This is a genomic window from Mesorhizobium sp. (assembly GCF_004963255.1).
In the GTDB taxonomy this organism is placed as follows: domain Bacteria; phylum Pseudomonadota; class Alphaproteobacteria; order Rhizobiales; family Rhizobiaceae; genus Mesorhizobium.
The window spans coordinates 1-16,106 of sequence record NZ_SUGA01000010.1 but is presented as its reverse complement, the minus strand read 5'-3'; the positions used below and the strand labels follow the sequence as shown (position 1 = coordinate 16,106).

General features: G+C 64.6%; 15 protein-coding genes. 6 read left to right on the top strand and 9 right to left on the bottom strand.

What is annotated here, in order from left to right; translation table 11 throughout:
• The first annotated feature begins 36 nt into the window (after nucleotides 1-36).
• Nucleotides 37-1,110, top strand: a complete 1,074-nt coding sequence (locus E5X34_RS13550; protein WP_292565617.1) for an ABC transporter ATP-binding protein — start codon at nucleotides 37-39, stop codon at nucleotides 1,108-1,110.
• Here the strand turns inward: E5X34_RS13550 and E5X34_RS13545 are convergent.
• From E5X34_RS13545 to E5X34_RS13525, 5 genes are all read right to left on the bottom strand, one after another.
• On the bottom strand, nucleotides 1,074-2,396 hold the full coding sequence (locus E5X34_RS13545) for a flavin monoamine oxidase family protein (protein WP_292565614.1): 1,323 nt from the start codon (nucleotides 2,394-2,396) through the stop codon (nucleotides 1,074-1,076). The two genes, E5X34_RS13550 and E5X34_RS13545, sit on opposite strands and share 37 nt — an antisense overlap.
• On the bottom strand, nucleotides 2,369-3,445 hold the full coding sequence (locus tag E5X34_RS13540) for an extracellular solute-binding protein (RefSeq protein WP_292565271.1): 1,077 nt from the start codon (nucleotides 3,443-3,445) through the stop codon (nucleotides 2,369-2,371). Before E5X34_RS13540 ends, E5X34_RS13545 begins: the two co-directional genes overlap by 28 nt.
• 115 nt (nucleotides 3,446-3,560) lie before the next feature.
• A complete protein-coding gene (locus tag E5X34_RS13535; protein WP_292565268.1) occupies nucleotides 3,561-4,643 on the bottom strand; it encodes an ABC transporter substrate-binding protein in 1,083 nt (360 codons plus the stop codon).
• Nucleotides 4,644-4,723: 80 nt separating this feature from the next.
• Nucleotides 4,724-5,407 carry a transcriptional regulator BetI gene (gene betI, locus E5X34_RS13530; RefSeq protein ID WP_292565265.1) on the bottom strand — a complete coding sequence of 228 codons (684 nt, stop codon included), beginning with the start codon at nucleotides 5,405-5,407 and terminating at the stop codon, nucleotides 4,724-4,726.
• Between the two features lie 6 nt (nucleotides 5,408-5,413).
• Complete coding sequence (locus tag E5X34_RS13525; RefSeq protein ID WP_292565263.1) at nucleotides 5,414-6,208, bottom strand: class I SAM-dependent methyltransferase; 795 nt, start codon at nucleotides 6,206-6,208, stop codon at nucleotides 5,414-5,416.
• Nucleotides 6,209-6,407: 199 nt separating this feature from the next.
• Between E5X34_RS13525 and E5X34_RS13520 the strand changes: the two genes are divergently transcribed.
• The 4 genes from E5X34_RS13520 to E5X34_RS13505 are packed head-to-tail and all read left to right on the top strand — an operon-like array spanning nucleotide 6,408 to nucleotide 11,136.
• Nucleotides 6,408-8,027: an NAD(P)/FAD-dependent oxidoreductase gene (locus tag E5X34_RS13520; RefSeq protein WP_292565260.1), complete on the top strand. Its 1,620-nt coding sequence runs from the start codon at nucleotides 6,408-6,410 to the stop codon at nucleotides 8,025-8,027.
• On the top strand, nucleotides 8,014-9,585 hold the full coding sequence (locus tag E5X34_RS13515) for an NAD(P)/FAD-dependent oxidoreductase (protein ID WP_292565258.1): 1,572 nt from the start codon (nucleotides 8,014-8,016) through the stop codon (nucleotides 9,583-9,585). Before E5X34_RS13520 ends, E5X34_RS13515 begins: the two co-directional genes overlap by 14 nt.
• Nucleotides 9,586-9,637: 52 nt before the next feature.
• Nucleotides 9,638-10,876 (top strand): aminomethyltransferase family protein, encoded by a 1,239-nt coding sequence (locus tag E5X34_RS13510; RefSeq protein WP_292565255.1) that lies wholly within the window; start codon nucleotides 9,638-9,640, stop codon nucleotides 10,874-10,876.
• A 2-nt stretch (nucleotides 10,877-10,878) separates the two neighbouring features.
• Entirely contained in the window at nucleotides 10,879-11,136 is a 258-nt protein-coding gene (locus E5X34_RS13505) for a hypothetical protein (RefSeq protein WP_292565253.1), read from the top strand.
• 7 nt (nucleotides 11,137-11,143) lie between these two features.
• Here the strand turns inward: E5X34_RS13505 and E5X34_RS13500 are convergent, their stop codons facing one another.
• The 4 genes from E5X34_RS13500 to E5X34_RS13485 form a co-directional block, all read right to left on the bottom strand.
• Entirely contained in the window at nucleotides 11,144-12,202 is a 1,059-nt protein-coding gene (locus E5X34_RS13500; RefSeq protein ID WP_292565250.1) for a dipeptidase, read from the bottom strand.
• A gap of 265 nt (nucleotides 12,203-12,467) precedes the next feature.
• Nucleotides 12,468-12,767, bottom strand: a complete 300-nt coding sequence (locus tag E5X34_RS13495) for a GNAT family N-acetyltransferase (RefSeq protein WP_027166574.1) — start codon at nucleotides 12,765-12,767, stop codon at nucleotides 12,468-12,470.
• 1 nt (nucleotide 12,768) lies between these two features.
• Nucleotides 12,769-13,398: an alpha/beta hydrolase gene (locus E5X34_RS13490; RefSeq protein WP_292565247.1), complete on the bottom strand. Its 630-nt coding sequence runs from the start codon at nucleotides 13,396-13,398 to the stop codon at nucleotides 12,769-12,771.
• Between the two features lie 4 nt (nucleotides 13,399-13,402).
• On the bottom strand, nucleotides 13,403-14,335 hold the full coding sequence (locus tag E5X34_RS13485) for a VOC family protein (protein WP_292565245.1): 933 nt from the start codon (nucleotides 14,333-14,335) through the stop codon (nucleotides 13,403-13,405).
• A gap of 213 nt (nucleotides 14,336-14,548) precedes the next feature.
• Here E5X34_RS13485 and E5X34_RS13480 point away from each other — a divergent pair.
• On the top strand, nucleotides 14,549-16,106 hold a 1,558-nt coding region (locus E5X34_RS13480; protein WP_292565242.1), incomplete at its 3' end, for an alkaline phosphatase family protein.

Genomic DNA, 16,106 nt, shown 5'->3' with positions numbered 1-16,106 from the left:
CGGGTCCAGTCCGAGCGCATCCAGTCCGAGCGCACCATGATCGAGATCCGCGACGTCACCCGCAGCTACGGATCGTTCAAGGCGCTGGACAACGCCTCGCTGGCGATCCGCGAAGGTGAGTTCTTTTCGCTGCTCGGGCCCTCAGGCTGCGGCAAGACCACGCTGTTGCGCATGATCGCCGGATTCGACACGCCGACCAGCGGTTCCATCGCCGTGGATGGCCAGCCGATGGACGGCATCCCCGCCAACCGGCGGCCGACCAACATGGTCTTCCAGAGCTATGCGATCTTCCCGCATCTCAATGTCGAGCAGAATGTCGCGTATGGGCTGAAGCGCCTGAAGCTGCAGGGCGGCGAAGAAAAACGCCGCGTCGAGGAGGCGCTGGCCCAGGTCTCGCTCACCGGCCTCGGCAAGCGTCGCGCCACCGAGCTTTCCGGCGGCCAGCGCCAGCGCGTGGCTTTGGCCCGCGCCCTGGTCATGCGTCCCAAGGTTCTGCTCCTGGACGAGCCGCTCTCGGCGCTCGACAAGAAGTTGCGCGAGCAGATGCAGGTCGAGTTGCGCCGGCTGCAGCAGGCGGTCGGCATCACCTTCGTGCTGGTCACGCATGACCAGTACGAGGCCTTGGCGATGTCCGACCGCATCGCCGTGATGTTCGGCGGCCGCATCGCGCAGGTCGCTTCGCCGAAGGAGATCTACCAGCGCCCGGTCAACCGCCAGGTCGCCGACTTCCTCGGCGGCATGAACTTCGTCAAGGCCGAGATCGTCGAGGAGAACGGCGCTTCGCTGGTGCTCGACACGCTGGGCTTCGGCCGCGTCAGGACCGACAAGCCCAAAGCTTTCATGCGCAATGGCGGCGCGGCGACGCTCGGCATCCGGCCCGAACGCCTGCGCGTTCTGTGGGACAATGCGTCGGCGAAATTCGAGGTCGCCGGCAAGGTCGTCGAGCGGCATTATTTCGGCGAGATCACCCATCTGATCGTCGAGATACCGGGGCTCGAAAAACCGCTCTCGGTGACCGAGACCAACGATTTCGGCGCCGACGATATTCCGGTCGGCGCCCCGATCCGCCTCGCCTACGACCCCGAGGCCTTGGTGGCGATGGCCGACTGAATCTTTGCGGCAGCGATGCGCCCGGCGACGATCGCGCCCTCGACATAACCCGGGAAAGACGGCGAGACCTCAGAAGCGGCGAAATGGACCGGCGGCGCGCCGGCAAGGATCACGCGCTCGGCATCGCGCGCCGTCACGTCGGTGATGAGGTCGCTATAGGCGCCGCCGCTCCAGCGGTCATGCGTCCAGTCACGCGCGCTGAAATCGACGATGTCGGCGGCCTGCGGGCCGAGCGCCTGGACAAGCCTCGCGGTGATTTCCGCCTGCAATGCAGCCTCGCCGAGCCGATGCCAGCGCAGCGCCAGCGGCCCGCCGACAAAGACGACGAGCGCGGCGTGTTCGGCATCCCTGCTGGCGTCGCAGGCAAACAACCCCGGCTGGTCACGCCACATCACCATGCCGCACAGGCCTCGCTCGCGCCAGAACGGCTTTGCGTAGCGCACCAGGATCTTGATCACCGCGCCGCTTTCCCAGACGCCGAGCGCGCCCGCAAGCTCGGCAGGCAGGGCAGGCGCGAAGTCGAGCTTGGCGGCCGTCGCCGGCGGCAACGCGATCAGAACCTCGCGCGCTTCGATCGTGGCCGCGCCGGTGCTGATGCGAACACCTTGCGGGGCGCGCTCGACACGCGTCGCCGCCTGGTTCAGGCGCAGCCGGTCGCCAAGCTCGGCGGCCAGATCCTCGGCCAGCGATTGCATGGTGTCGCCCAGAAAATACTGCAGCTCGAACACCTCGTTGGTGATGCGGCGATCATTGTCGATCAGGTACCAGAGCGGCACCTTGTCCGCCGCCAGGCACCACAGGCCCTCTACCAGCGAGCGGAATGCGGCCTTGGCGTCTGGCTCGTCGTGCTGGCGTTCCAGCCAATCGGCGACGGTCAGTCCGGCAATCGCCGGATCGTCCGGATCGATCCGGTTCATGCGCTCGCGGATCGCCATCGAGACATGGTAGGTCCGCTGCGCCCGCGCCGCTGTCATCGACGGATGGGTGATGAATTCGCCGTCGACATAGGTCTCGACGAAGGCCTTGCCGTGGGCCTTGGCCAGCGCCATCACCTCGGGCATGTCGACGCACAGGAACTGCCCGCCGCTGTCGATCAGCTCGCCGAGCCCGTTGCGGACGGCCTCCACCCTGCCGCCGACACGATCGCGTGCTTCAAGCACTAGGAAATCGATACCGGCGCGGTTCAACTCGAGCGCGGCGGACAGGCCGGTGAAGCCGGCGCCGACGATGACGACGTCGGTTCTTTCAACGATGCTCTTCAATAGCCGGCCTTGATCTTCTCGAATTCGGCGACCATGCGCTGCTTGAGATCCGGCGCCACCGGCTGTTGGAACAGCGTCTTGTCGAGGAACCTGTCGAGATTGTCGAAGCCGCGCTCGGTGAGCAGCTTCTGGTCCATCGCCGCCATGCCGGCGCTGTTGCCGTGACCGTAGCCGAAGGTCTTCACCATATACTCAGAGACACCCGGCGCGTTGACCGCGCTCAGGAAATCATAGGCCTGGTCGAGCTTGCCCGGCGCATCCTTGAGCAGCACGTAGCCGCACACCCAGGTCGAAATGCCTTCCTTGGTGTCGCGGTTCATGGCGATCGGCATCCCCTGGCCTTTCAGCGTCACATAGGTCTCGTTCCAGCCCCACACCAAGTCGACCTCATTGCCCGTGAAGGCCTGGTTCAGGTCGGTGTCGTCGGTCCAGTAGAAGCGGACATTCTTGTGCACGTCGCGCAGGAAGGCGGATGCCTCTCCGAACTGCTCGTCCGTCATCCTGGTCCAGTCCTTCAGGCCGATGACCAGGCTCGCCAGCGCATAGGCGTCGTCGACATTGTCGCCGATGGTGACGCGGCCCTTGAACTTCGGGTCGGCGAAGATCTTCAGCGACTGCGCCTCGTCCGCCGTCACCTTGTCGGTGCGGTAGAGCAGCGAGGTGTTGCCCCAGTCGAAAGGCATGAACCAGGCCTTGCCGTCGACGGTGGTGGCCAGATCCTTCATCGCCATGATGCCGGGATTGAGATCTTTCCAGCCGGCGATTTTCGAGGTGTCGAGCGGCTGCAGCAATCCCGCCTCGCGCCACTTCACCACGCTTTGCGAGCAGGGATGCGCGATATCGGCCTTGAAGCCGGCGCGCATCTTCTCGAAAGCCTCGTCCTCGTCGCCGAAGAAGGAGAAGGTCGGCTCGGCATTGTATTTGGCGGTGTAGGCCGGGTGCAGCAGCGGATCTTCGTAGCCGGACCAGTCGAAGACGACGAGGTCGCCGCCGCCTTCAGCAAGCGCATGGGCGGTGCCCGCGCCGACGGTGACGAGGGCGGTCAAAGCAAGGCGGCGAAGCATCGATTTCATGGCGCGAGAAACTCCCCCATCGCGGACGACTGAAGGAAGTTAGGAGAATTCAGAAGCTTTGGCGAGCCCGCTCACTTTGCTCTGCTTGGCAAGTGAGCGGGTCGCCAAAATTCGCTCAATAGCCGGCTTTGATCTTCTCGAATTCGGCGATCATCTTGAGCTTGAGCTCCGAGGGCAGCGGCTGCTGGAACAGCGTCTTGTCGACCCATTTCTCCACATTGTCGTAGCCCTTTTCCTTCAGGATCGCCGGGTCGACTCCCGCCATGCCCTTGGCATTGGCCTGACCGTAGCCCCAGTCCTTGACCAGCACCTTGGCGACTTCCGGATCGTTGACGGCGTTGAGGTAGTCATAGGCCTTGTCGATATTGCCTGGCGCGTCCTTGAACAGCACGTAGCCGCACACCCAGGTCGAGATGCCCTCGTCAGTATCCTTCTTGGATTTGATCGGCACGCCCGCGGCGGCCGACTGCACGGTGGCGTCGTTCCAGGCCCAGGCGAGATCGACCTCGCCGCCCGAGAGCAGCTGCACGATGTCAGTGGTGTCGGTCCAGTAGGAGCGCACATTCTTGTGCACCTGGCGCAGGAAATCAGACGCTTGGCGGAACTGGTCGTCCGTCATCTTGGTCCAGTCCTTGAGCCCGATCGCGAGGCTGGCCAGCGCGTAGGCGTCGTCGACATTGTCGCCGATCGAGACCTTGCCCTTGTATTTCGGATCGGCGAAGGCCTTCAGCGACTGCACGTCCTTCTCGGCGATCTTGTCGGAGTTATAGGTGAGCTGGGTGTCGCCCCAGTCCCAGGGCATGAACCAGGCCCTGCCGTCGGGCGTGGTGGCGAGGTCCTTCATCGCCATGATGCCGGGATTGAGGTCCTTCCAGCCGGTGATCTTCGAGGTGTCGAGCGGCTGCAAGAGCCCGGCTTCGCGCCACTTCACCACGCTTTGCGAGCAGGGATGGCCGAGATCGGACTTAAAGCCGGAGCGGATCTTTTCGAAGGCCTCGTCCTCGTCGCCGAAGAAGGCGAAGGTCGGCGAGTCGCCGTTCTTCTCGACATATTTGCCGTGGAAGCTCGGATCCTCGTAGCCGGACCAGTCGAACACGATCAGATCCTTGTCGGCGGCGACGGCGAACGCCGCCGCCGAAGCCGTGATCGCGCTCCCAAGCGCCAGGGTCAAAGTCAGGCGTCGGCTGAGTTTCTTCATGCTGTTCCATCCTCTTTTGGTTTGCCGGTCTTGTTTGGCCGGCTGTTGCTAACCCCGGTTTTTGCTAGTCCCAGTACTCGCTAGCCATAGTGCTTCGGGAAGGCGGCGGCCAAAAACGCGTTCGCCGCCTGCAGCGCGGTCTCGCGCGTGGTGTCCTCCGTCCCCATCATCAGCCGCAGCCACAGGCCCTCGAGCATGGCGCTGAGCGCGAGCGCGATGGCCTGGGGGTCATAGCAGTATCCGCCGCTTTCCTTGAGCGTCGTGCAGAGATCGATGAAGACCTGCTGGTAATAGGCGTCGCGCGAGCTGCTCAGCGCCTGGTAAGTCGGCCGCGACTTGGCCTCGCCCCAGAAGGCCAGCCAGGCCGCGAGCTTTCGCTTGTTGCAGATCGAGCGGTCGAAATCGGCCCACACCAGCTGCTGCAATTGTCTCGCCGGATCGTCGCCCGCCTTCTGGAGGGCGGTGCGCCAATGCGCCGAATACTCGTCATACATGTGCTGCAGCGTGGCGATGAGCAGCTTTTCCTTGCTCTCGAAATGGAAGTTGACGATGCCGCGCGACAGGCCCGCGCCGTCGGCCACGTCAGCCATTGTCGTTTCGGCATAGCCGCGCTTGGCCAGTGAATCGATCGTCGCCTCGATCAGTTGCAACCGCCGGACCTCTTTCGAGGCCTTGCGGCCGCGCTTTTCGGCATCGCCTTTTTGCGACGTTTCGGAGAGAGCATCGCTCGCCTCGGTGTTCATGGGTGTGACGGTCTCCAGCATGGCCGGCTATCCAACCGGCTTCCAACCGCGCAGATGAGTGGGGCGGTGCTCGCCACTGTCAAGCACCTTCTGCATCGCCTCCCAGGTCCTGATGTTCTTGTCGACATAGGCCGCGCCGACCGCTGCCGCGGCCCGGGCGTAGAGCGGCCCCTTGAGCCGCGAAAGCTCTTCGCGCGCGACCTCGCGGTACCATGGATTGCGGTCGCGGACGGCGATGTCGGTGAAGCCGGCGCGCCGCATCGCTTCGGCATAACGCGCCGGCGAGGCCATGGCGAAGGAGAGCCCTTCGGCCGCTATATAAGCCTTCATCTGAGGCGACGGCTCGCCGTCATGCCCGATCATCCAATTCGATGCCGCAAAGACCCCGCCCGGCTTCAGCACGCGAAAAATTTCTGCGAACAGCGCGTCCTTGTCCGGCACATGCAAAAGCGCGTCCTTGGAGAAGACGATGTCGAAGGAGGCATCGGTGAAAGGCAGCGGCCCCGGCGGCGCCTGCACGAAGCTGACGCGGTCCTCGAGGCCCTGCCTTATCGCCCCTCGCCTTGCCGCCTCGATCACCGGCTTTTCGACGTCGAAGCCGGTGGCTCGAGCCGCGCCGTGCTTTGCTACCAGATGCAGCGTGATGCCGCCGGCTCCGCAGCCGATATCGAGGATCGTCTTGCCCTTGAGCGACAGGCCCTCGATGACGCGGTCGACCTCTTCCGGGCCACCCGGCGACAGGTAGCCCTCGCCCCACAACGCTTCGAGAAAGCGGATGGCGGTGTCGTCATATTCCGGCTCGGCGTCAGCCGTTTCGATCATCGGATCTTCAACCCCAAATGCCGATGCGGATCAGTCCAGAATGCTGCCAAAGCCTAGCGCATCAACAGCAAAACGCAACATCATTTGTTGAACATTCATTCAAAATGGCTGGACAAAAATCCGTGAACCGTGCCAAATTCTCGCAATCAGGGAACAAAACAGCATCGAAAAAGGGCGGCCGGATGGAGGTTCTGCGCACATGAAGGCCTGGGACGCGATCGTCATCGGCGGCGGCCACAACGGCCTGGTCAACGCCTGCTATCTGCAGCGCGCCGGGCTCGACGTTCTGGTTCTCGAGAAGAACGACTGGGTTGGCGGCGCGGCGACCAGCCGCGAGCTAACGCCGGGCTTCCTCTATTCCAACTGTTCCTATGTCTGCTCGCTGTTCCGGCCCGAGATCATGCGCGACCTGGAGCTGCCGCGCTTCGGCCTGCAGGTGATCTCTTATGAAGGCGGTGCCGTGTTCACGCGCGACGGCGACTATCTCGCCAATTACCGCGACCATGACGCGCATCGCCGCGAGTTCGCCCGTTTCTCGAAGCGCGACGCCGAGGCCTATGACCGCTATTCGCGCGACGTCACGCGGCAGTGCCGCTTCATCCAGCCGCTCTTGATGCGCACCGCCCCCGACCCGACGAGTTTCAAGCCGCGCGACCTCGGTGAGCTGCTCTATCTCGGCAAGAAATTCGTCGGCCTCTCGGCCGAGGAGATGGCGCTGACCCTGCGCTTCTGGACGATGTCGATCTCGGACTTCCTCGACGAGTATTTCGAGACCGACGTGATCAAGGCGAATTTCGCGCTGTCCGGCATTATCGGCACGGCGCTCGGGCCGATGTCGCCCGGCACGGCCTATGTGCTGCTCCACCACTATATGGGCGAGGTCGACGGCTCGGTCGGCGCCTGGGGCTATGCGCGCGGCGGCATGGGCGCCGTCACCAAGGCGCTGGCCGCCTCCTTCAAGGCTTCCGGCGGCACCATCCGCACCGGCGCCGAGGTCGACCATGTGCTGATCAAAAAAGGCAAGGCGAAGGGCGTGGTGCTCGCTGGCGGCGAGGAGATCTACGGCAAGTTGGTCGTCTCCAACGCCGACGTCAAGCGCACCTTCCTGAAGCTGGTCGAGGAGAAGGAACTGCCCGAGATCTTCCTGCGCCGTGTCAGGAACTTCAAGATTCGTGGCTCCTCAGGCAAGGTCAACATCGCGCTGGATTCACTGCCCGAGTTCCCGGCTCTGCCGAAGGACTCGCCGGTCTACCGCGCCGACATGCACTTCACCGATTCCATCGAGCGCATGGAGCGCGCCTATGACGACTGGAAGGCCGGGCGCTGGTCTGCCGATCCCTTCCTCGACATGATGATCCCGACCACGCTCGACCCCACCATGGCGCCGCCGGGCAAGCACTTCATGAGCTGCTTCGTCCAATACGCGCCGCCCAAGATAGACGGGCGCGACTGGACCGACGCCGACCGCGACGGCTTCGCCGAAAGCGTGATTTCCCAGATCGCGCAATATTCGCCCGGCTTCCGCGACCGCATCGTCCACATGGAAGTACGCACGCCGCGCGAGATCGAGGCCGAGGTAGGCCTGACCGAAGGCAACATCTTCCAGGGTGAGCTGACCTTCGACCAGTTGCTCTTCAACCGCCCGGTGCCGGGCTACGCGCAATACCGTTCGCCGATAGGCGGGCTCTATATGTGCGGCTCCTCCACCCATCCCGGCGGCGGCGTCATGGGCGCGCCCGGACGCAACGCCGCCGCCGAGATCCTGCGCGATCTCGCCAAGCCGACCCTGCATATGAGCCCGGCCCATGACGTCATCTGAACTGAATTGGGACGCCATCGTCATCGGCGGCGGCCATAACGGCCTCGTCGCTGCCGCGATGCTGGCGAAATCCGGCCGCAGGGTGCTGCTGCTCGAAGCCGGCAACGAGGTCGGCGGCGCCGCGCGCACCGAGGAATTCGCGCCGGGCTTTCGCGTCTCCGCCGTCGCGCATCTCCTCAACCGCCTACATCCCGATGTGGTGAAGACCCTGGAGCTCGAGCGCCATGGGCTGACGATTGAGCGCGGTAACTTTGTGCCATCGGTCGCGCTGTCCAAGAACGGCCCGCTTACGCTGCACGGCGCTTATGGCGAGGTGCTGACAGGTGCAAGCTCGGCGGAGCAGTCCGCCTGGAAGCAACTGCGCGCGCAGTTGCTGCGCTATGCCGGCGTGCTGAAACCTTTCTTGTCGCGCCGGGCGCCAGACCTCGGCAACATGTCGCTCGCGGAAATGACCGGGCTTGGCCAGACCGCGCTGGCGCTGAAGCGGCTCGGCAAGGAAGACATGCGCGACTTTCTGCGCGTGCTTCTGATGAACGTCTACGACCTGCTCGACGAGCAGCTTTCGGACGACCGGCTGAAGGGCCTGCTCGCCTTCGACGCGACGCTCGGCTCGCATCTGGGGCCACGCTCGCCGACCTCGCTGCTGGGCCTCTATTACAGGCTTGCCGGCGAGATCGGCGGCCTTGCGGGCGCGCAAGTCCAGCCGAAAGGCGGCATGGGCGCCGTCGTTGCCGCCATTCGCGCCGCGGCGGAGAAGGCCGGCGTCTCCATCCGTCACGCTTCGCCGGTCGCCAGGGTGATCGTCGAGAAGGGCCGCGCCGTGGGGGTCGTCACGCAGAGCGGCGAGACGCTGCGCGCAAAGACCGTCGTCTCGGCCATCAATCCCGCAACCACGATCCTCGATCTCGTCGGCCCGCGCGAGGTCGACACCGGCTTCGTGCGCAAGGTCCGGAATATCCGCATGAAGGGCGATGCGGCGAAGCTCCATCTGGCGCTCGACCGGCCGCCGCAATTCCCAGGCGTGGACGCCGCCGGCCACAAAGGCCGCCTCGTCATCGCGCCTTCGCCCGACCATGTCGAGCGCGCCTTCAACCCGTCGAAATATGGCGCGTTCTCGCCCGAGCCGGTGATGGAGATCACGCTGCCCAGCCTTGTCGATGCCTCGCTCGCACCGTGCGGCGCCTGCGTGCTCTCGGCCGTGGTGCAATACGCGCCCTATGCGTTGAAAGAAGGCTGGACTGCCGGAAAGCCGCTATTCCTGAAAGCAATCATGGCACAGCTCGAAATCTATGCCCCGGGGATCGGCGCCACGGTTCGCCATGCCGAGCTTCTGACGCCCGCCGACATCGAGGCGCGCTACCGCATGCCCGGCCACTGGCACCATGGCGAGTTGCAGGCCGATCAGATGCTGATGTCGCGGCCGGTTTCCGGCTGGTCGGGTTACGACACGCCGCTCGAAGGGCTGTTCCTTGCCGGCGCCGGCTCACATCCGGGCGGCGGCATCTCCGGCGCGCCCGGCCTCAACGCCGCGCGCCGCATCATCGCGATGAGGGCCTAGGGATGTTTTTGCAAATCGCTGAAGTCGTGCGCTACGGCGAAGGAACGCCGTCATGAACCATCATCCCACGATCAAGCCCTTGGCCGACGCCCGCACAGCAGCCCAATCCCACTTCCGCACGCTGCGGCTCGGCACGCCGTTCCAGCCCCGCATCGACGCGCTGGCACTGAAGCAGGATTGGTACAATTGGGCCGGCTACCGCGCCCCGCATTCGCTGTGGGACGAGGAGCTCGAATATTTCGCCATCCGCAGCCAGGCGGCGCTGTTCGACATCTCGCCGATGACCAAATACCGGATCGAGGGCCCGGACGCCGAGGCCTATCTCGACCGCGTCACGCTGCGCGACGTGACCAAACTGAAACCCGGCCGCGTCCATTACACCGCCTGGTGCGACGACGACGGTTTCGTGCTCGATGACGGGACGCTGTTCCGGCTCTCGCCGACACGCTTCCGCCTGTGTTCGCAAGAGCGGCACCTGCCCTGGCTGCTCGACAGCGCTTTTCGATACGATGTGACTGTCGAGGAAGAGACCGAGGCCGTCGCCGGACTGGCGCTGCAGGGCCCGACCTCCTTCGCCATCCTGCGCGACGCTGGCTTTGCCGGCGTCGAGCGGCTGAAAATCTTCGACCTTGCCGAATTCGCGCATGAGGGTGCTACCGTGACCATCTCGCGCACCGGCTTCACCGGCGATCTCGGCTACGAATTGTTCGTGCCGACCGACAAGGCGCTGAGCCTTTGGGACCGGCTGATGGCGGCGGGCGAGCTGCGCGGCATCCGCGCCATCGGCTACACCGCGCTGAACCGCGCCAGGCTGGAAGCCGGGCTGATCGTCGCCAATGCCGACTTCACAGCTGCCGAGCATGCCATCCGCGCTGACCGCCTGCGCATGCCCGACGAGATCGGCCTCGGCTTCATGATCGATCCGGACAAGGGCCACTTCAACGGCCGCCGCGCCATCCTCGAAGCGCGCTCGAAGAAGAGGCTGCGCCATGTGCTGGTTGGGCTGGAGATCGAAGGCAACATCCCGGCCGAGCATGCCATCGTCTACTATAGGAAGAGCCAGGAGGTCGGGCTGGTCAGCGCGGCGATGTGGTCGCCCATGGCCAAGCGCAACATCGCGCTTGCCTCCCTGCAGCGGCCCTATGGCGACACGATCGTCGACGATCTCTGGGTCGAGATTTACGCCATGCGCGAGCTGCAGTACCAGAAGCTGATGAAGAAGGCGAAGGTGGTGCCGCGGCCCTTCATCAAGCTCGACCGCCGCACCGCCAACCCGCCGGCGGACTTCTGACGATGGCAAGCGAAGCGGAAGACCTGGAGGCGGAAGCCGCCGAGCAGTGGCAGCTGGTCAACACGCCGCTCGGCGAGATGTGGTCCGGCCGCACCCGCTACGCGGCGGCGATGTATTTCTTCAAGCGCGGCGATATGAATGCCGAGACGCTGGAGGTCTATCGCGTCTGCGCCCGGCTCGACGCGGAAAGCCCCTTGGCGATCATCCGCGACCGCGGCGTCGACAAGGACTGGCTGAAGCGGATGGGTTACGCGCAGTAGGCAGGCTTCACCCTATTGTTCTTTCCAGCACCCTCAACCAGTTCCGGTAAGCGATCTTCTCGATCAGCGCGCGTCCGAAACCGCGCGCCGCGAGCGCATCGATGAGCTTGGGCAGGCCGGCGACATCACCGATCGGGGCCGGGATCATGGCGCCGTCGAAATCGGAGCCGAGGCCCACGCCATCCTCGCCCAGCGCCTGTAAGAGCGAATCGATGTGGCGCACCATGATGTCGATGCTGGTGTCGGCGTTCATGCGGCCATCCTCGCGCAGGAAGCCGGTGGCGAAGTTCAGGCCGACCATGCCGCCCGATTCGCGGATCGCGCCGAGCTGCCAGTCGGTCAGATTGCGCGAATGGCCGCAGATCGCATGCACGTTGGAATGAGTCGCGACCAGCGGCGCGTCGCTCAAGCCCGCCACGTCACGAAAACCCTTCTCGTTGAGGTGCGAGAGGTCGATCATGATCCTGAGCTGGTTGCACGCCTTGACCAGCGCCTTGCCGGCATCGGTGAGGCCAGGCCCGGTATCGGGCGACGATGGGAAGCGGAACGGCACGCCATTGCCGAAGGCGTTGGGGCGGCTCCAGACGATGCCCAGCGAGCGCAGGCCCGCAGCATGCAGCACGTCGAGCATGGCAAGCCCGGGATCGATCGCCTCGACGCCTTCGATGTGGAACACGGCCGCGATCGAACCCTTCGCCATCGCGGCGCGAACATCGCCGGCGCTGCGGCAGACGGTCAGCGCGCCGGCGCGCTCCAGCCTGAACAGGATCGAAGCCATCCCTATGGTTGAGGTGATCGCTTCTGCTTGCGGCAGTTCGGGCGGCAAGGGCTCGTTGTCGCTCGGCGCCGGCGGCACCGCGCTGCGCTTCGACTTTTCGACCGGCGGCGGAAAGATCGCGAACATGCCGCCGGCAAAGCCGCCCTTTCTGGCGCGCGGCAGGTCGATATGGCCGCCCGGCGTTCCCTCGATGAACAGCTTTTCGACATCGGCTTCCTTCGACTGGTAGAGTCGCAGCAGCGTGTCGTTATGTCCGTCGAAAACGGGGATCAGGTCGGTATCGGTCATCAGGGGAGCCATTCAAATCGGGGACAGGCGGGACGACAGGTTTCGTCCGAACGAACCGTCAACTTAGGCAAGATGGCCGGCCGGTGCAAATGCCAGAGCGCGTCTTTCCCTTCTCCCCTTGTGGGAGAAGGTGGCCGAGCGAAGCTCGGTCGGATGAGGGGTGCTCCAGCTTGACAAGGACGGTGATCCGTCCCCCACCCCTCAACCGTCTCGGCGCTGCGCGCCGATCCACCTTCTCCCACAAGGGGAGAAGGGAGAAGCCGCGCTACTGCTTCAACACATCCGCCCATTCCGGGTGGCGGCGGAACTGGGCGTTGGCGAAGGGGCAGAGCGGGATGATCTTCTTGCCGGCGGCACGGGCATCCTCCACGGCGCGGGTGACGAGCCGAAGCCCGGCGCCCTGGCCGCGAAAGACGTCCGGCACTTCGGTATGATCGATGATCAGCTGGTGCTCGCCGATCTTGGTGAATGTCATCTCGGCCTCGGCGCCGCCGGGGCCGCGCAGCACATAGCGCCCCTTGGAGCCGCGGTCTTCCAGTTCGATCTCGGGCAGTTGGTCAGCCATTTCACTTGCCTCCTTGGGCAGCTGGCGCCAGCGCAAAGAGCCGCCGCGCCGCTTCGATTTCATTCGGCCGAACCTCATGCCCGCCGTCGTGCCATTCCACTGTGACATCCGCGCCGTCGGCGCGCAAATAGGCCTCGAGCCGCGACGTCAGGTTAGGCGGGCAGATCGGGTCGCGCCTGCCGGCCGTGAGCAGGATATGGCGGCCGGCAAGGCTGCCCTGCACCTTCGGCTCGAACGGGATCAGCGGATGCATGAGTGCCGAGGCATCGAACAGCGTTGGCTCGGCGAACACCACCGAAGCCAGGATGTTGGCGCCGTTGGAATAGCCGAGACCGAACACCGCCGATGGTTTTGCCGTTTCGACATGCGCCTTGACGAAGCCCGCCATCTTCGATGTCGCGCGCGCCAGGTCGTTCATGTCATAGACGCCCTCGCCAGTGCGGCGGAAGAAACGGGCAGCGCCATGCTCCGACACGTCGCCGCGCGGCGAAACGATCGTCGCCGAAGGCACCAGATCGCGTCCGAAGCCAAGAAGCTGGTTCTCGTCCGCGCCGGTGCCGTGGAAGACAAAGAGCAGCGGGCTGCCCGGCGAACCGGGCAGCGTTTTGTGGATGTAAGCGTCCTTGCTCATGGCTTCAGCCTTCCAGCTTCTGCAGGTGCTCTTCGAGATAAGGCCTAAGATGCTGATGCTGCGTCGGCAGCTTCAGCGCCTCGCCAAGATGGGCAGTGTCTTCGTCGCGGTCGAAGCCCGGTTCGTTGGTTGCCACCTCGAACAGCACGCCGCCCGGCGTGCGGAAATAGATCGCCCAGAAATAGTCGCGATCGATGACCGGCGTCACGCCATAGCCCGTGTCGATCAGCGCCTTGCGCACCTCGAGCTGCTTGGCGCGATCCTCGACCGCGAAGGCGACATGGTGCACCGAGCCGGCGCCGAGATTGGCGAAGCCGGCGCCGGGCAGCGATTCGATGTCGACGACATCGGCGCCATTGCCGTTCTTGATCGCCAGCCGGCGGATATTGCCGGACTTGTCGACCTCCTCATAGCCCATGAACTTCAAGAGCTCCTCCGTGGCGCCGCCGTCCTTCAGCCGGAGCGAGACCGAGTGAAAGCCGCGGATCGCCTCGTCGCCGGGAACGCCGCCCTTGACCCAGGGCGCTCTGCTGTCGGCCTTGTCCTCGACAAGCGCGAAGCTGTCACCGTCCGGGCCGGTGAAGGTAAGCCGCTTTTCGCCAAAGGTTTGGGTGCGGGCAACATTGCCCACGCCCTCGTCGGCGAAGCGCTTTTCCCAATAGGCGAGCGTGCCTTCCGGCACCGAGAACACCGTCGTGCCGACTTCGCCGACGCCGTGCCGGCCCTTGCCGATATCGGGGAACGGAAAATACGTCATCACCGAACCCGGCGTGCCGACCTCGTCGGCATAGTAGAGGTGATAGACGTCCGGCGCGTCGAAATTGACGGTTTTCTTCACCCGGCGCAGGCCAAGCTTTTTCGTGAAGAACTCATTGTTGCGGCGTGCGTCGCTCGCCATCGAGGTGACGTGATGCAGGCCCTGGATCTGATTGAGCATGATCGTGCTCCTTCCCTTGTTCTTGCGCGGCCCTCGCCGCTGTCCACGCCAATATGAGGAGGGGCGGCTCTGCGGCAAAGCGGGCAAACACAGGATGGACTGTATCATAAACGTGAACGACTGTTCAAAATATGTTCACCAATCCATCACCAGCATCGGCTTGCAACCCAGGTGATTTCCGTTCCATCTGAGCGCTTCCACAAGGAGATGATCTTGGACAATCCGACGAGCCGCCCGAATGTTCTCCTCATCACTTGCGACCAATGGCGTGGCGATTGCCTTTCGGCCGCCGGCCATCCGGTGGTGAAGACGCCAAATGCGGATGCGCTCGCCGCTGAGGGCGTGCTCTTCCGCCGCCACTATGGCGGGGCAGCGCCTTGTTCTCCAGCCCGCGCCTGTCTCTATACAGGCCTCTACCAGATGAACAATCGCGTCTGCCGCAACGGCACGCCGCTCGACGCGCGCCATGGCAACATCGCGCTTTCGGCGCGCGCGGCGGGCTACGATCCAACCCTGTTCGGATACACCGATGTCTCGCTCGACCCGCGCCAGCTTGCGGTGGGGGATCCGCGCCTGCGCAGTTATGAAGGCGTGCTGCCCGGCTTCACCGTCCGACAGGCTTTGCCCGAGCATCAGAAGCAGTGGCTGTCATGGCTGCGCGCGCAAGGCGTAGACACCGGCTCCGGCAGCCCTGGCATCCACCGTCTGGCCGAAGGGCAGGCGGAATGCGACGTCACCAACGCGCCGCCGGTCTATTCGAAGGACCAGACGCCGAGCGCTTTCCTGGCCGGCGAATTCATCCGCTGGCTTGGCGAGCAGGACAAGGGCGCGCCATGGTTCGCGCACATCTCCTTCATCAGCCCGCACCCGCCCTTCATCGTGCCGGAGCCTTACAATACGATGTACGATCCGGCTGAAGGCCCCGCTTTCAAGCGCGCGGCAAATTGGCAGGCCGAGGCCGCAAGCCACCCTTATCTCGCCTATGATCTCGCCCTCCAGAAAAGAACGAAATTCGTTCCGGGCATGGAGGGCGGCGTGCCGGACTGGAGTGAGGAGAATTTCCGCCGCATCCGCGCGATCTATTACGGCATGATTTCGGAGGTCGATGCGCAGCTCGGCCGCATCTGGCGGGCGATCAAATCGGCAGGCGCCTGGAACGACACCATCGTCGTGCTCACATCCGACCACGCCGAGATGATGGGCGACCATTTCATGCTGGGCAAAGGCGGCTTCTTCGATGCCAGCTACCACATTCCGCTGATCGTCCGCGACCCGCGCCGGAGAGCCGCGGCCGGTTCATCCGTGGAGCACTTCACCGAAGCCGTCGATGTCTTTCCGACCTTGCTCGACCTGATCGGCGCCGCGCCGCAGCACCATCTCGACGGCTGCTCGCTCGCGCCGTGGCTTGACGGCGACCGGCCCGGAAACTGGCGCGACGCCGCGCATTGGGAGTTCGACTTCCGCACGATCGCGGCAGGCGAAGCCGAACGCCATTTCGGCATGGAGTCGCGCGACTGCAACCTCGCCGTCATCCGCTCGGCCGGCTTCAAATATGTCCATTTCGGTGGTGGCCTGCCAGCGCTTCTGTTCGACCTGCAGAAAGACCCCGGGGAACTGAACAATGTGGCGAACGACCCGGCCTATCTGCCGGTACGGCTGGAGTTCGCGGAGAAGATGCTTGCCTGGCGCGCCGCTCACCTCGACCAGTCGCTGGCATTGGCGGAACTGACGGAGGGTGGCGTGGCTGGGTACGTGGGGAGTAGGGGAGTAG